At 40.7% G+C, this 16,304-nt stretch carries 15 protein-coding genes and 1 tRNA gene; 1 reads left to right on the forward strand and 15 read right to left on the reverse strand.

Annotation, left to right across the window (positions count from 1 at the left end):
- Positions 1–77: 77 nt before the first annotated feature.
- A complete protein-coding gene (locus NQ560_RS15770; RefSeq protein ID WP_005332582.1) occupies positions 78–290 on the forward strand; it encodes a TrkA C-terminal domain-containing protein in 213 nt (70 codons plus the stop codon).
- A gap of 3 nt (positions 291–293) precedes the next feature.
- Here NQ560_RS15770 and NQ560_RS08095 read toward each other — a convergent pair whose 3' ends face one another.
- From NQ560_RS08095 to NQ560_RS08165, 15 genes are all read right to left on the reverse strand, one after another.
- Positions 294–782, reverse strand: coding sequence for a GNAT family N-acetyltransferase (locus NQ560_RS08095; RefSeq protein ID WP_005332579.1), 489 nt, complete (start codon positions 780–782; stop codon positions 294–296).
- 49 nt (positions 783–831) lie between these two features.
- Entirely contained in the window at positions 832–1,689 is an 858-nt protein-coding gene (locus NQ560_RS08100) for a DegV family protein (RefSeq protein ID WP_005332578.1), read from the reverse strand.
- A gap of 16 nt (positions 1,690–1,705) precedes the next feature.
- Entirely contained in the window at positions 1,706–3,070 is a 1,365-nt protein-coding gene (locus NQ560_RS08105) for a PFL family protein (RefSeq protein ID WP_005332577.1), read from the reverse strand.
- Between the two features lie 25 nt (positions 3,071–3,095).
- Positions 3,096–3,368, reverse strand: a complete 273-nt coding sequence (locus tag NQ560_RS08110) for an ACT domain-containing protein (protein ID WP_005332576.1) — start codon at positions 3,366–3,368, stop codon at positions 3,096–3,098.
- Between the two features lie 107 nt (positions 3,369–3,475).
- On the reverse strand, positions 3,476–4,273 hold the full coding sequence (locus NQ560_RS08115) for an MBL fold metallo-hydrolase (protein WP_005332575.1): 798 nt from the start codon (positions 4,271–4,273) through the stop codon (positions 3,476–3,478).
- Between the two features lie 43 nt (positions 4,274–4,316).
- Entirely contained in the window at positions 4,317–4,907 is a 591-nt protein-coding gene (gene coaE, locus NQ560_RS08120) for a dephospho-CoA kinase (protein WP_005332574.1), read from the reverse strand.
- Positions 4,908–4,919: 12 nt separating this feature from the next.
- The gene (gene polA, locus NQ560_RS08125; RefSeq protein WP_005332572.1) at positions 4,920–7,547 is read right to left on the reverse strand and encodes a DNA polymerase I; all 2,628 of its coding nucleotides are present in this window, start codon (positions 7,545–7,547) and stop codon (positions 4,920–4,922) included.
- Between the two features lie 240 nt (positions 7,548–7,787).
- The gene (locus NQ560_RS08130; RefSeq protein ID WP_005332571.1) at positions 7,788–8,771 is read right to left on the reverse strand and encodes an electron transfer flavoprotein subunit alpha/FixB family protein; all 984 of its coding nucleotides are present in this window, start codon (positions 8,769–8,771) and stop codon (positions 7,788–7,790) included.
- Positions 8,772–8,775: 4 nt separating this feature from the next.
- Positions 8,776–9,567: an electron transfer flavoprotein subunit beta/FixA family protein gene (locus NQ560_RS08135; protein WP_005332570.1), complete on the reverse strand. Its 792-nt coding sequence runs from the start codon at positions 9,565–9,567 to the stop codon at positions 8,776–8,778.
- Positions 9,568–9,628: 61 nt separating this feature from the next.
- Positions 9,629–10,795, reverse strand: a complete 1,167-nt coding sequence (locus NQ560_RS08140) for an NAD(P)/FAD-dependent oxidoreductase (RefSeq protein WP_005332569.1) — start codon at positions 10,793–10,795, stop codon at positions 9,629–9,631.
- A gap of 61 nt (positions 10,796–10,856) precedes the next feature.
- A complete protein-coding gene (locus tag NQ560_RS08145; RefSeq protein ID WP_040015436.1) occupies positions 10,857–12,092 on the reverse strand; it encodes a Zn-dependent hydrolase in 1,236 nt (411 codons plus the stop codon).
- Positions 12,093–12,240: 148 nt separating this feature from the next.
- The gene (locus NQ560_RS08150; protein WP_005332558.1) at positions 12,241–13,923 is read right to left on the reverse strand and encodes a PucR family transcriptional regulator; all 1,683 of its coding nucleotides are present in this window, start codon (positions 13,921–13,923) and stop codon (positions 12,241–12,243) included.
- Positions 13,924–14,066: 143 nt separating this feature from the next.
- Positions 14,067–14,149: transfer RNA gene (locus tag NQ560_RS08155), tRNA-Leu, on the reverse strand.
- A gap of 60 nt (positions 14,150–14,209) precedes the next feature.
- On the reverse strand, positions 14,210–15,481 hold the full coding sequence (locus tag NQ560_RS08160) for a diaminopimelate decarboxylase (RefSeq protein ID WP_005332556.1): 1,272 nt from the start codon (positions 15,479–15,481) through the stop codon (positions 14,210–14,212).
- Complete coding sequence (locus NQ560_RS08165) at positions 15,478–16,209, reverse strand: TrmB family transcriptional regulator (protein WP_005332555.1); 732 nt, start codon at positions 16,207–16,209, stop codon at positions 15,478–15,480. Before NQ560_RS08165 ends, NQ560_RS08160 begins: the two co-directional genes overlap by 4 nt.
- Between the last annotated feature and the right edge of the window lie 95 nt (positions 16,210–16,304).

A 16,304-nucleotide genomic window follows, 5' to 3' on the forward strand; every position in this document is an offset into this window, starting at 1 on the left:
ATGTCAGACTATATAATAACTGGAAAAATATGTTTGGGGAACTATTATGAAAGAAAAAATACTTAACATCATTCAAATTGGAGACATCTGACTTAAAAAATACAGACATTAAAGAAATTGCGGAAGTATTTGTAGACAAGCGCTACGCCGGAAAGACTGTCGGAGAAATGGAAGAAACACAGCAGATCACCATATTTCTTGTACTACGAGATGATCTTTCTGTGCTTCCACAAAAAAATACCATTTTAAAGTTAAACGATATTATCATTATCCGTGAACCTGATCTATAACACTTACAGTTCTTTATAGTGCACAATAATATCTTCGTACACACCATCTTTGTTCAGGAATCCACCCGGAATTGTCCCAAGCTGTGTAAATCCAAGCTTCTGATAAAGCTTCAGTGCAGTTGTATTACTTTTTACAACTGCATTGAACTGCAGCACACGGAAACCGATTTCTTTTGCTTTTTCCAGGCAGTCCGTCACGATTGCCTTACCAACGCCTTGCCCTCTTACCGTAATTTTTACTGCATAGCTGGCATTACAGATGTGTCCGCATCTGCCAATATTATTCGGGTGAAGAATATAAAGTCCGACGATCTCATCATTTTCGTTGACCGCAATACCTGTATAAGACTGCTCTTTAAAAAAAGCTTCTCCGTCTTCCACTCCCAAATCCTCAAGCTGTGGAAATGCTTTTCCCTGATCTACAACTTCATTCCAGATTGCAATTGCATCTTTCGTATCCTCACTTCGAAATTCTCTTACAGTAATCTCCATAGTTTTCCTCCCTGTATGAGTCCACACATTAAAATTGTAATTTCATTTATTACAATTTAATTTTACGACTGCAGGCAATTGCCCTTGCCCCTGGTCCAATATGACACGATACACTCAATGACAGCGGATTCATAACAATCTCATATCCCGGGAATCTTGCCTCTATCTCTGCTTTCCATTCTTGTGCTTCTTCAACAGAACATGTATAGGCAGCCTCGAGATGTACTTCTTCTCCGGCAAACCGTTCTTTCAAATCTTTTTCCATTGCATCAAGCATCGTCTTCTTTGCAGATTTCCATCCACGCGCTTTCGAAAAGGCATCCAGCTTATCGCCTTGAATCTGAAGAACCGGTTTTAAATTCAACACAGTACCGATAGCTGCAGCTGCCGGTGTGATACGTCCACCTTTTTTCAAGTACTTTAGTGTATCTACTGTAATATAGACACTGGACTCTAGTTTTTCACGCATCAGAACTTCTTCGATTTTCTGTACAGACATCCCTTTCTCTGCCATTTCAATCGCATCAAGAACCGACTGTCTCTGAGTAACAGAAATCCTCTGATTATTTACTACACGGACTTTTCCTTCAAATTCCATAGCAAGTCCCATGGCTGTATCACAGGAACTGCTAAGTCCACTTGACATCGGAATATAAAGGATTTCGTCATATTTTTTCAAAAGCTCTTCCCACAAATCCATCACATCTCCAGGAGATGGCTGTGAGGTAGATATCTCTGCATCCTCTGCCAGTTTTTTATAAAATTCTTCCTGGGACAATGTGATATCTTCATAGAATAATTCTCCGTTAATATAGAATGGCATCGGAAGAATATGGATTCCTAATTTCTTACTTTCCTCCTGTGTAATTCCACTGTTGCTGTCTGTAACAATTGCTACCTTTCCCATTCTTGTTAATAACCTCCTAATTCTTAAAGCTGTGCACCGGAGCCGGAATCCTTCCTTTTCTGCTCACAAATGCGCTACAGTCATATTCATTCACCGGTATGATCGGTGCATATCCTAACAATCCGCCAAATTTAGCGGTATCTCCAACGTCTTTTCCTATAACAGGAATCAGACGTACTGCTGTTGTTTTCTGATTGATCATTCCGATTGCCATCTCATCGGCAATAATTCCTGAAATCGTAGATGCTTTCGTCTTTCCTGGAATAGCGATCATGTCCAGACCTACAGAGCATACACAAGTCATAGCCTCTAATTTTTCCATTGTCAGCGCGCCTATCGTTACCGCATCGATCATTCCCTGATCTTCACTGACTGGAATAAATGCACCGCTAAGTCCACCTACATAAGAGGATGCCATAACACCGCCTTTTTTCACCTGATCATTCAGCATTGCAAGCGCTGCTGTCGTACCAGGTGCTCCAACACGCTCCAGACCGATTTCTTCCAGAATCTCAGCGACACTGTCTCCAATCGCCGGAGTAGGTGCCAGTGACAGATCGACAATTCCAAACGGAACACCGAGACGTTTTGATGCTTCTCCTGCTACAAGCTGACCGACACGCGTCACCTTAAATGCAGTCTTCTTGATTGTCTCACATAATTCTTCAAACCCCTGTCCACGCACCTGCTCTATGGCATGCTTTACAACCCCCGGTCCGCTGACTCCTACATTAATCACCGCATCGCCTTCTGTCACGCCAAGAAATGCCCCTGCCATAAATGGGTTGTCATCTGGTGCATTACAGAATATAACAAGCTTTGCACATCCAAGAGAATCGTTGTCTTTCGTTGCTTCTGCAGTCTCTTTTACAATCTCTCCGCAGAGACGGACTGCATCCATGTTGATACCTGTCTTTGTAGATCCTACATTAATAGAACTGCACACCCGATCCGTACAGGCAAGCGCCTGTGGAACAGAATGGATTAAAAGCTCATCACTTTTTGTCATAGCCTTTGACACTAATGCAGAATAACCACCGATAAAATTCACACCGACTTCTTTCGCTGCCCTATCCAATGTCTTTGCAATTTCCACAAAGTCTTCCGGTTTCTTGCATGCTGAACCACCGATCAATGAAATCGGAGTTATAGAAATACGTTTATTGACAATTGGGATTCCGTACTCCTGTTCAATCTGATCACCTGTCACAACCAGATCCCTTGCAACTGTTGTAATCTTTTCATATACTTTTTGATTCAACTTATCCAGATTAGAATCAATACAGTCCAAAAGACTGATTCCAAGTGTGATTGTTCTCACATCCAGGTTCTCATGTTCAATCATCTGCTGGGTTTCATTTACTTCGTAAAAATTAATCATGTCCAATCCTCCGCTTTATTCAAGATTACAAACGATGCATTTTTTCAAAGATATCTTCCCGCTGGCAGTGGATATCTACGCCAATTGTTTTTCCGAGTTCTTCCATCTCATTAACAACTACTGCAATTTCTTTTGTACAATTTGTGACCTCTACAATCATCATCATATTAAAATAACCCTCTACGATTGTCTGGGAAATATTTAATATGTTTACAGAAATATCAGAAAGATACTGACATACTCCCGCAATAATTCCAACCTTGTCTTTTCCAACTACAGTAATGATACATTTCTTCATGGTGTTCCTCCTCGTAATCTCCGTGTCAGTAAAATTTCTGACACTATGCTTTTTTGTAAGGCAGTTACAGATCAATCATTTTTGACCAGTGTTTTTTTACAAAACAGTTACAGATCAATAATCTCTGACACACTGCTTCTCTTTGCAACAGTGATTGGGAAATCGTCCCCTTTATATGGATTATCTCCCAAAGTAACCTCTAACTTCACCGTCTCATAGGCAAGCTCTTCATAATTGTTCTCTTTACTGAGATGTCCAAGAACAACATGTTTCAGGTTATCATGTAATATATCACATAACAGCCTTCCTGACAATTCATTTGATAAATGTCCTTTGTCTCCTGCCACTCTTCGTTTGAGCGGATATGGATATGGACCGACCTCCAACATCTTTAAGTCATGGTTTGCCTCCAGCACGATTGCGTCCAGATTTTTCAAATGTTCCACGGTATAATCGTCATACTTTCCAAGATCTGTTGCGACTGCAACGGATTTTTTCCCGTCACCGATTCGGTATCCGGACGGTTCATTTGCATCGTGAGAGATTTTGAATGGTTCTACTTTCAGCTCACCCAGTGTAAATGTTTCATCCGTCTGGATTTCATGGAATAATCCTTCCGGCATCTTTCCAATACTGGAAATCTTTTTGATTCCTTCTATTGTACCTTTTGTCGCATAGATCGGCACTTCATACTTTCTGCTGAACACGCCAAGCCCCTGCACATGGTCAATATGTTCATGAGTGATCAGAATCCCGTTAAGCTCCTCTCCCTTGATATCCAGAGCTTTCAGACCTTCCTCTACTCTTTTTTTGCTGATTCCTGTATCTACAAGAAGATGTGTATGCTCTCCTCCCGTATAGATACAATTGCCACTGCTTCCGCTGGCAATACTGCATAGTCTCATATATATGTAAATTCCTTCCGTATATCTTAGGTATGAGATCTGTCTATAATTCCTTTACAATCTGATCGATCTGGATCATTGTCTCTGCAAAGATTCCACTATTATCAATTACACGGTCACAGGCTTTCAGGAACATCTCCTTTGGCAGCTGTGCTGCAATAATCTCATCAATCTTCTTATTATCATATCCCCTGGAATAGTAAAGACGGTTTCTGCGCACTGCATCCTCCACATATATATACCAGAGCTCATCACAGATCTCATTATAATGATCTTCTACAAGAACAGCCGATTCTACAATCAGAAGATTCGTGTTCTTGCGTTCTTCTTTTTTGATTTTTTTATTTACTTCCTCTTTTACCGCCGGGTGTACGATCTCATTGAGTACATTTAACTCTTTGGGATCACCGAACACGATATCTGAAAGTTTCTTTCTGTCAAGCTCCCCTTTTTCGTCCAGTATTTCTGTACCAAAATGTTCTACGATCGGATCGTAACAGATTCCGCCTTTTTTCTGTAATTTCTTTGCCACCTTATCAGTCTGACAAACGGAAGCTCCGTATTTGTCACTTAAATATTCCAGTATCTGTGTCTTTCCTGCTCCTACTCCGCCAGTAATACCTATAATTTTCATAATCTCCACCCCTTACTTTGCTTCGTACCAGTTTTCTCCTGTGTGCATATCTATCTCCAGCGGTACATCTAAGGATGCCGCCTGCTCCATCTCCTCCCGGAGGATTTTTTCTACTTCCGGAAGTTCTGGTCTGTAAGCTTCTATGAGAAGTTCATCATGTACCTGAAGTACAAGTCTGGACTTCAGATTCTGCTCTTTCAGTCTACGGTTCACACCAATCATGGCAATTTTCATAATATCTGCTGCGGTTCCCTGGATTGGTGCATTCATTGCCACTCTCTCTCCGAAGGAACGCTGCATAAAATTGCTGGAAGAAAGTTCCGGAACCGGACGTCTTCTTCCGAACAATGTCACAACATACCCCATCTCTTTTGCATGTGCCACAGTATCATCCAGAAATGTCTTGATTCCCGGATATGTCTTAAAGTAATCTTCAATATATTTTGCAGCTTCTTTTCTGCCAATACTCAAGTCCTCAGACAATCCAAAAGAACTGATCCCATATACAATACCGAAATTGACCGCTTTCGCATTTCTTCTTTGAAGTGGAGTTACCTCTTCAAAAGGAATGTGAAATACCTGAGAAGCTGTAATTCTATGAATATCCTTTTCTTCCCGGTAAGCCTCGATCAGATTTGCGTCACCGGAACAATGTGCCAGCACACGAAGTTCAATCTGAGAATAATCGGCATCCACAAAAATGTATCCGTCCTCCGGCACAAATACCTTCCGGATCAGTCGTCCCAGTTCTACCCGGACCGGAATATTCTGAAGATTCGGCTCCGTACTGCTGATCCGTCCGGTCGCTGTAATTGTCTGATTGAACTTGCTGTGGATTCGTCCATCTTCTTCAATATAATTGACCAGACCATCTGCATACGTAGATTTTAGCTTTGTAAGCTGTCTGTATTCCAGCACTTTACTTACAATCGGATAATCCGGTGCAAGCTTGTCCAGCACACTTGCCGCAGTGGAATAACCACTTTTCGTCTTTTTACTTCCCGGAAGTAAAAGCTTTTCAAAAAGGATCACGCCAAGCTGCTTTGGTGAATTAATATTGAACGATTCACCTGCCATTTCGTAAATTTCTTTTTCCAGTTCACTAATCCGTCCGCCAAGCTGGCTGCTATAAACTTTCAGCGCCTCACCTTCAGCACGGATCCCATTTCTTTCCATATCATAAAGAGTAAATACAAGCGGCATCTCAATATCTTCAAATAGATGCAGCATCTGTGTTTCTTCTAACTTCTTGTATAACAAGTCACTGCCCTTAAACGCTGTATATGCTTCATAGCAAACCTTCACATAAGCTTCTGACTTTTCTTCAATTACAATATTAAGCTGCTCTCTTGCCACATCTTCGTATGTGTAATCATTCTTCAACGGATTCAAAAGGTAAGCCGCAACCGTTGCATCAAAGCAATGCTTCTGATTTTTGATTGGCAGCCACTTCATAGCTTCTTTGATATCGAACATGACAAAACGTCCGCAACTTTCATTCAGCTTACTCAGCTTTTCAAGAAGGAATTCCTTTGTAATCTGCTCAGTCACTTCAATACAGTATGCATGCTCTTCATCAAAACAAAGACCGATACCGCCAATTGCCGCTTCATTTGCAAAAAGCGGAAGTACATTTTCCGTATTCTGGAAGATCACCGCTCCAACACATGTGGATTCTTTTGCCTGATCCAGAACTTTTTCTGCCTTCTTATAATCTGTAATCTGTTCAAATCCGTCTTCCACCTGATTTGCCGGTGCAGTAACATCGAATTTGGACAAAAGATTCTTAAACTGTAGTTTCTGGAAAAATGCATATGCTTCTTCTGTAAATATATTACCAAGCTTCGCCTCAGACAGTTCATACGGAAAATCCGCATGCACTTCAATCGTGGCAAGTGTCTTGCTCATAACTGCCATATTCCAGTGCTCAGCAAGTGCCTTGGACGCTCGTGGCGGCTTCAGTTCACTCACATGTTCATATGCATTCTCGATTGAATGATATTCTGTGATAATCTTGGTCGCTGTCTTTTCTCCGATGCTTGGAACTCCTGGAATGTTATCGGCCGTGTCGCCCATCAGCGCTTTCAGATCAATGAACTCCTTCGGTGTCACCTGATAACGTTCTTTCACATCTGCCGCATAATAATCTTCCACTTCAGTACGACCCTGCTTTGTCTTTGGAATGCGGATCTTAACATGTTGCGTTGCAAGCTGCAGAAGATCTCTGTCTCCGGAAATAACGGACACTTCCATTCCTTCTTCTTCACATCGTCTGGACAGTGTTCCAAGAAGATCGTCAGCCTCCAATCCCGCACACTCTATAGTCTTAATCCCCATAGAGCAAAGGACTTCCTTAATAACCGGAACCTGCTGCCTCAGTTCGTCTGCCATCGGCTTTCTTGTTCCTTTGTAAGCGTCATACATCTTATGACGGAATGTCGGCGCATGCACGTCAAATGCGACCGTCAGATAATCCGGCTTTTCTTCATCCAGAATCTTGAACATGATCGTCAGAAATCCATAGATTGCATTCGTATGAAGTCCTTCGGAATTCGTCAGATCCGGAAGTCCGAAAAATGCCCTGTTTAATATGCTGTGCCCATCGATGAGCACAATTTTTTTATTTGTATTCTCGCTCATATAGTCTCCTTGTTAATAAACAAACTACCTTATTACTATACACCAAATCTGTTTTTTTTAAAAGCTATATATTATCAAAACAAATAAAATAACGCTAAATTTGATACATTTCTATCAAATTGTTCCATTCAAGACTCTGATGGCAAAAAAAGAAAGCCCGGCGATGAGCTTTCCTTTTTGTCATGCTTTTTAAAGCATGCATATATTCTAAAATTGAGGTAAGTAATTTCTGTCTTTATATTACAGTGTCAGGTAGTTCTCCAGAATTTCTTTTAAATCTGCCTGGATTCCGTAATCTGCAACTCCAAAAATCGCAGCATTTTCGTCTGTATTGACTGCAACATATAAATTTGTATCCTTGATTCCTTCTGTATGCTGAATTGCTCCGGATACACCAAAGGAGATACAGATCTTCGGACGGATTGTAAGTCCTGTCTGTCCAATCTGGTGATTGAACGGAATCATCTCTGAATCAACCATTGGTCTTGTTCCTCCGATTGCTCCTCCGACTTTCTCAGCAAATTTCTCGAGAAGTTCAAAGTTATCATCTTCCAGAACTCCACGTCCTCCGACAACAACAACTTCTGCTCCGAGAATACTGTCTGTTGTATTTTCTGCCGGAAGTTCTTCCAGAATCTCAACTCCAGATTTTTCAATTTTGATATCATCAAAAAATGTTACATTTGCATTTCCGCTTTCTTTTGCCTCACAGGCTGCATAGACACCAGGTCTTACTGTCATCATCTGCGGATAAATACCTTCTTTTGTAAGAATTGTAACAAATACATTTTCTCCGTAGGACGGTTTGTTCTGTTTAATATAGAAAGAACCGTCTTCTCTCTGAGCAGCCAGAACCTCTGTACAGTCCGCAGTCATACCACAACCAAGACGCATCGCTACTCTTGAGAAAATAGAACGTCCCTGTGGTGTTGCCGGAACAAGCACTGCGGATGGCTCGATTTTCTTTAACATTTCAGCAATTGCAGCACTGACTGCATCATCCTGAAGTGTGATATCATGATCTGCTTTTACTGCATAGATTTCATCTACACCAAGCTTATCTAATTCTTTTACAAGTTCTTCTGCATGGTCGGAAAGAACGATTGCCTGAACTTTTTCTTTTGTTGTCTCAGCCAGACCTTTTGCCGCTGAAACCAGTTCTGCAGCTACCGTCTCTAATTCACCATTATAACTTTCTGCATAAACACAAATTCCATTAGCCATAGGTCTACTTTCCTTTCTCCTCTTCAATCAGGTCATAAAGCTGTTTTGCAAGTTCTGCCGGTGTACCTGTAAGCATCTTAGCACTTCTCTTTGTCTCCGGCTGGAAGGAATCAACAGTAACTGTCGGTGATCCCTTGATTCCAATTTCCTCTGCTGCAAATCCAAGTTCAGCATTTGTATAGGTAACAAGTGGTTTTGATTTTGCCGCACGTTTACTTCTAAGTGTTGCAAGTCTTGGCTCATTGCAACCAAAGTTTACAGATAATACTGCCGGTGTAGCGCAGGAAATCCTGAAACTTGTATCGTGCATTTTCTTTACAACTTCAACTTTTCCTGCCTGATCTTCCTTATATTTTACAGACTGGATTTCTACAACATGTGGAAGATTTAATTCTTCTGCAACCATTGCTGCCACCTGTCCGGTTGCCCCGTCTGCTGACAGGGCACCTCCTAAGATCAGGTCAAATTCGCCATATAACTGAATTGCTTTTGCTAATACTTTTGCTGTTGCTACGGTATCTCCTCCTGCAACTGCTCTATCTGTAATCAGGCAGCTTTCGTCACATCCGAGTGCCATCGCATCACGCAATGCTTTTTCTGCATCCGGTGGTCCCATCGTAAATACTACAACTTTTCCGTCTGTCTGCTCTTTTAACTGCATTGCTTCTTCAATGGCATTCAGATCTGCCGGATTAATCATTCCTTCAGAGCTTGCACGTACAAGTGCATGTGTTTCCGGGTCTACAGATACATCGTTAGATACCGGAACCTGCTTAATAAGAACTGCTATATTCATAGTTTCCTCCTATTATTTTTACTTTCATCTGTTACTTTCAATGGTAACTTTCGTTTGCTTATTAGTCTTCAAGAAGTCTCTCGAATGCCCAGTTCTCAAGAAGTGGTGTGCTCTCGTCACGCATGATTAGTTTTGCAAGATCACGTGTTGCTGCCGGAACCTCGATGACTCCATTTCCACCAAATCCTGTTGAAAGCATGTATCCTTCTACTGGTGTCTTACCAAGTACCGGCCAGAAATCCTTTGGCTCTGCACGGTAGGATAACCAGGAAGATACAAGTCCGCTGTCTACGATTCCCGGAACCTTAGCATCCAACTGATCCAGAAGGAAGTCGATGAAGTAATCGTCTGTTCCACCTGTTGCAGGTAATTTGTCTGGATCCCACTGTCCTGCATGCATCGGATTGTTCAGATCCATAGATAAGTGAGATTTGCAGATAAAAATGTTGTCTCCTGCTCTCAGTGCATAGAACTCTGGGTATTTCAGTACTGGGAATGTGTAGTCTAATTTCTTTCCTGGAGGGCATAAGAAGAATGCTTCCGCTTTTGTATGCCAGATTGGTACGTTCAGTCCAACCATTTCTCCTGTAATTTTGCTCCATGGACCTGTACAGTCAACAACTACATCAAACTCATACTCTGCTCCATCGTCAGTTGTAAGACCTTTTACTTTGTTATCTACAATCTTAACATCTGTAACTTTCACGCCTGTCTTTACAGTTACGCCATTTTTCTGAGCTTTTTTCATATATGTATTGGAAATCATTGTTCCATCAAAATATCCGTCATCCTCTGTATATCCTGCTCCAAGAATATTTTCTGTAGAAATGTCTGGAAGGATTTCTTTGATACGGTCTTTATCTGTAATATACTCTCCTGTATATCCTGCTGCTTTTGCAAGAGCGATTCCTGTCTTAATAACCTTCTCTACTTCTTCATTTGTTGCTACTACAAGAGTTCCTGTCTTATCAAATCCTGCTGAACCTTTCTCTTCCTCTTCCATTTTCAGATAGGACTCGAAACCATAAAGTCTAACGTCCCAGTATCTGTTCTTGAGGGAATCATCAAAAAGACATACTGTTCCGGCTGATTTTGCTGTAGAAGCTCCACCGATTGTGTCCTTTTCAAATACTGTCACATCAGCTTCTCCTTCGTAGAGGCTTAAGTGATAAGCCAGTCCTGCTCCTGAGATTCCGCCACCGATAATACCAATTTTTTTCTTTGCCATAGTTTTTTACCTGCCTTTCTTTTTTTTAGGTTTCCTTAAAGTGCATCATGTCTTTCGACTTTTATTTTTCATCCAGTTTTAAAACTGTATTTAACAAAACATTGCAGCCATTCTCAATGTCTTCCGGCGCTGTGTATTCATATCTGGAATGACTGATTCCGTCTTTGCTAGGCACGAAAATCATTCCTGTCGGGAATACGCTTGTCATGATCAGGGAGTCATGAAATGCACCGCTTGGGATGACTGTATAATCAATTCCAAGCTCTTTTACCGCTTCCTCTATCGTTCCTCTTACTAATTCCGACATTGGTGCCGGATCATGATAAGATGTCGGAACAAATGTAGACGTAACTCCATATTTTTTGCAGATGTCCTCAAGAAGCTGTCTGAGATGATTTTCGATCAGTTTCATAACTTCTGCGCTCTGGTCACGAATCTCCAGGCTGAAAGTGCAAGTTCCTGGAATTACATTAACGGAATGTGGTGTAACTTTAATGGTTCCGACTGTTGCAACAGTAAATTCATTTCCATACTCTTTTACAATTTCCGGAACCTTGTTGATGAATCCAGCCGCAGCAACGAGTGCATCTTTTCTGTCAGCCATCGCAGTACTTCCTGCATGATTTGCCTCGCCTGCTACAGTCACATCATATCGGTTCACACCTGCAATCGATGATACAACGCCGACCGGTGTATGTGCTTTATAAAGTCTGGATCCCTGTTCTACATGAAGTTCGATAAAACTGTGTACCGTCTTTGGATCTCTTTTGGCTTTCATCACATTTGCACTTGTGATTCCATATGATTTCATCACTTCGCCTCGTGGCTCACCGTAAATATCCAGCTCATCATCACTGACATCAGGGTCCTGTCCACAAAGTGAACTGCTTCCCAGAAGTCCTTTTCCAAAACGGAATCCTTCTTCATCGGTAAACACAATCACCTCGATCGGGTGTTTCGGAACTTTTCCATGTTCCTTTAACACTTCACATACTTCCAATCCTCCAACGCAGCCAGTCACTCCATCGTATCGGCCTCCGTCCGGAACCGTGTCAAGATGGGAACCCATCATGATTGCCGGAAGATCATTATCCTGCCCATCCATATGAGCAATCAGGTTACCAGCTTCGTCCACATGGCATGTCATGCCAAGGCGCTTTGCCCAAGATGCAAAAAGTTCTCTTCCTTTTACATCTTCTTCGGAGAATGCCATTCTCGTGTACGTTCCATCTTCTTTTTTACCACACTGATAAATGTCTTCTAATCTGGAAACCACACGATTTATATTTGCTTTCATCCGAATTCCTCCTCCCTTGTGAATCTTTGTTTTTCTATGTCTCATATTATAGATATTTTTTTAACAATACGCATCTGCATAATTGGACAAAAAAATAACAGAGATTTATCAACAACTGATAAATCTCTGTTACTTTCTCAAAAAACTGCTATTTTTTTAAATTTTCCATCATTTTACATACAACTAAGCCAATTCGGACAGATAGTACTTCATTAGGGTTATCAAAATCTATGCCTGTGATCTGCGAAATCCGCTCAATACGATAGGCCGCCGTCTTATAATGTATATACAAGTCCTGAGCTGTCTTTGTCAGATTCTGGTTGTGTTCCAGATAAGTCTTAAGTGTCAGGATCAGATCCTGACGCTGCTGTTTTTTGTAATGATATAATTTTTGAAGAGATTCTGGTACATATTCCATCATTTCTTTCTCATCACTGAGCTGACAAAGCAGTTTGAAAATTCCCATGTCGGAGAAAATCATAATTTTGGACTGACTGTCTTCATTTTCATCTCCAAGAATATCAATAAACATCAGTGAATCAGTTGCCTCTTTAAAACTGCTCGGAATATGTTCAATCCCCTCTATCATTCGTCCGACTCCGGCACAGACTTTCAAATCTTTTTTCGTACTTGCCACACGCTTCTGGATTTTCATGACTATTTCTTTCAATTCATGACGATATTCTTCCTGTTTTCTCGCCGGATCTACTTCCTGGATCACAATGACTCTGTCCATATCATTCTGAATCTTCACATTCGGAAATTCAATAGCGATCGCATTGTTCAATATATTCGTGTATTTCACCGTGTCATTCAGATCGACCTGATTTGAGCTATATCCGAGATTGAACGCAATAATACGGTAGGACGCATCCATAGAAATTCCAAGCAGGGAACTGTCCCTTCGAAGTTCCTGAATTGAGTGAACCTTTCCATTCAAAATATTGTTCATAATATCACTCTGGAACTTTTTCTCAAGATCTGCCAGTGAACTTTGACGGAACAATTCCTGCTTCAACGCTGTTACTGCATTCTCAACTGCAATAAAATCCATACCGTTGACCGGATGTTCTGTTTCAGTAACAACCAGATACATTCTCGCATTATACATAACATTCAATCGCACAAGATACTGCCCAATCTTTTCTTCCGGTTTTTCCTCCAATGTAATTTCCTGTCTCCGGTATTTATAATTTGAATAGAAGTCTAAAGAATATTCTTTTGCGTCCGGCTGAATTTCAAATTCACGGATTCTCGTATCTGTTGTCGCCTGGCATTCCAGATTCTGATCAAACAATGCCACCGGGTTTCCAATCAGTTTTGACAAAATGTCTACAATACGCTGCACTCCATTTTCCATGGAATGAAAGGAAAGTGACAGTGCCGTGAAATTATCATGAGTTGTCTTAAAATACTTAAGTCTGATAACTTCCTCACTGAAAATATGCTCCATGATCGTATTAAGAATTTCTCGAAATGGCATTTCAAACGGAATCTCAATGACAGGAATTTCTGTCTTTTGAGCATACTCCTGTATGACCGCCATCTTTTCCTCCAGGAAGTCTACGGTTCTTCCTTGCTTAATCACAAGTGCACTTACTTTTTTCTTTGCAAGCTCCGCGATATAACTGCGGAACTCTTCCGGGGAACAATTCTGAAATGCATTCAATCCTGTCAGAAGGACCTCTCCACCACTGATAAAACGAACAATATCTGGAGATTCAATAATCGTAACACCACGGATTTCCTGGCCAATACCACCTTTGCCCCAGAGCAGATTCGCTTTCTGAAATAATTTCATATCAAGCATATCCTGTACTGTAAATCCCATAATCTTCTTCCTTTCGTCATTTCATTCTTTCTTCTTTTGTTCCTCTAAAAACATCGATTTTATTATAATGAATATCTAATAAATGTGCAAGAGCAAAAAAGCACCGAAAACTTTAAGTCTTCGATGCTCTTTCATAAATCAACTGCGGATGACGGGACTTGAACCCGTACATAGTCACCTACGTCAGATTTTGAGTCTGATGCGTCTGCCATTCCGCCACATCCGCATATCCCAGCTTTTTCAAGCCGAGATTAATTGTAACACACAACTGCGTGAAATACAACATTTATTTTATTAATTTTTTTCCAATATCAAAACAATCAAAGGTTGCGAAATAATCTGCTGGTGTTTCAGCTCTTCGGATAAGCTGTGTGCTTCCATCTTCTTTTAAGAGCACCTCTGCGGATTTTAATTTTCCATTATAATTGTATCCCATAGAAAATCCATGTGCCCCTGTATCATGAATCATAAGAACATCTCCCATATCAATCTTCGGAAGCATACGGTCAATTGCAAATTTGTCATTATTCTCACAAAGGGAACCTGTTACATCATATTTGTGATCACACGGCACATCTTCTTTTCCCATGACTGTAATATGGTGATATGCACCATACATAGCCGGACGCATCAAATTTACTGCGCATGCATCTACCCCAATATATTCCTTATGGGTGTGTTTCTCATGAATTGCTTTTGTTACAAGGCAGCCATAAGGTCCCAACATAAATCTTCCAAGTTCTGTATAAAGAGCTACATCTCCCATGCCTGCAGGCACAAGAACCTCATTATAAACTTCCCGCACACCGTCTCCAATCGCACGGATATCATTTGGCTCCTGATCTGGTGTATACGGAATTCCGATACCGCCTGACAAATTAATAAATTTGATATGAATGCCTACCTCTTTCTGAAGCTTTACAGCCACTTCAAATAATACTTTTGCAAGCATCGGATAATATTCATTTGTTACAGTATTACTTGCAAGGAAGGCATGAATTCCAAATTCCTTCGCACCTTTGCTTTTTAAAATCTTAAATGCTTCAAAAAGCTGCTCCGTTGTCATACCAAACTTGGCATCTCCCGGGTTATCCATAATATCATTACTAATCTTAAACAGTCCGCCCGGATTATACCGGCAACTGATCGTTTCTGGAATCTCACCAATTGTCTCTTCAAGGAAATCAATATGCGTAATATCATCCAGATTAATAATTGCTCCTAACTTGTGTGCAAGTTCATATTCTTCTCTCGGTGTGTCATTGGAAGAAAACATAATGTCCTCTCCCTTTACTCCCATTGCATCTGAAAGGAGAAGTTCTGTATAAGAAGAACAGTCACATCCGCATCCATACTCTCTCAAAATATCAATCAGAAACGGATTCGGCGTTGCTTTAACTGCAAAATACTCTTTATACCCCGGATTCCATGCAAATGCTTCTTTTAGTGCCTGCATATTCTTGCGAATTCCCTTCTCATCATAAAGATGAAATGGAGTTGGATATTTTTTAATAATTTCATCCAGTTGTTCTTTTGTTACAAATGGTTTTTTCTTCATTGCATGTTCTCCTCTCGTATTGCCAGAAGTTTTATTTCATTACTAAGAGCACTTTTATATAACTCTACAAAATTTTTCTGTCCGGAATAAAGGCATGTATTAATACTTCCTTCTCCATACTCTCCGGTCAGCACATATCTGGAATCTGTAATCACACCAATCTGCATTCCACGATTGTTTCCCATATAGACTCTGGCATTTCTAAAATTCACAGGTTGATCTGTCACAATTACGACTTTCTTTTTAGCCCGGATCAGACTTTCCAGCTCATCCACGAACAATAACAGGTAATTTCTTGTACAGGAAATGTATACTCTCTCTTCGGCTTTTGCCAGAAGATTACGAATCTTATCCAAAATATTAGAAGAACCTTCTATTGTAATGTACCCTTCTACATGATCTTTTTCAGATGGCATATGCTTCTTTAGCCATCTTTGGGACTCTTCCAGCCTCCGGATTCTATTCCGGCAAAATTCGTCCAATGGCACAGATACATATTTTTTTGTTGTTCCTTCTTCCACCAGATAAGCCGCACCTTTTTCAGTCATACTTGCAAGCGAATTATACGCATTGGATCTAGATATTCCAAGCTGCTTTGCGACTTCATAGCCTGTCGTCTTTCCTTCACTGATCAGGCAGCCGTAAATTCCTGCTTCCTGCCTTGTAAGCCCAAATTCCATCAGGCGTTCGATATATGATTTATCTTCCATTTTTTCACCTGTTCTCATTTTTATCCTTTTGTAGTAGTTCTCTCACGGAACACTATAGTATATTTCTCGCTATCAGTCAAGTGCTTAAATGAGAAATATATTCAAAAAACGAA

Source organism: Dorea formicigenerans, assembly GCF_025150245.1.
GTDB lineage: Bacteria > Bacillota > Clostridia > Lachnospirales > Lachnospiraceae > Dorea > Dorea formicigenerans.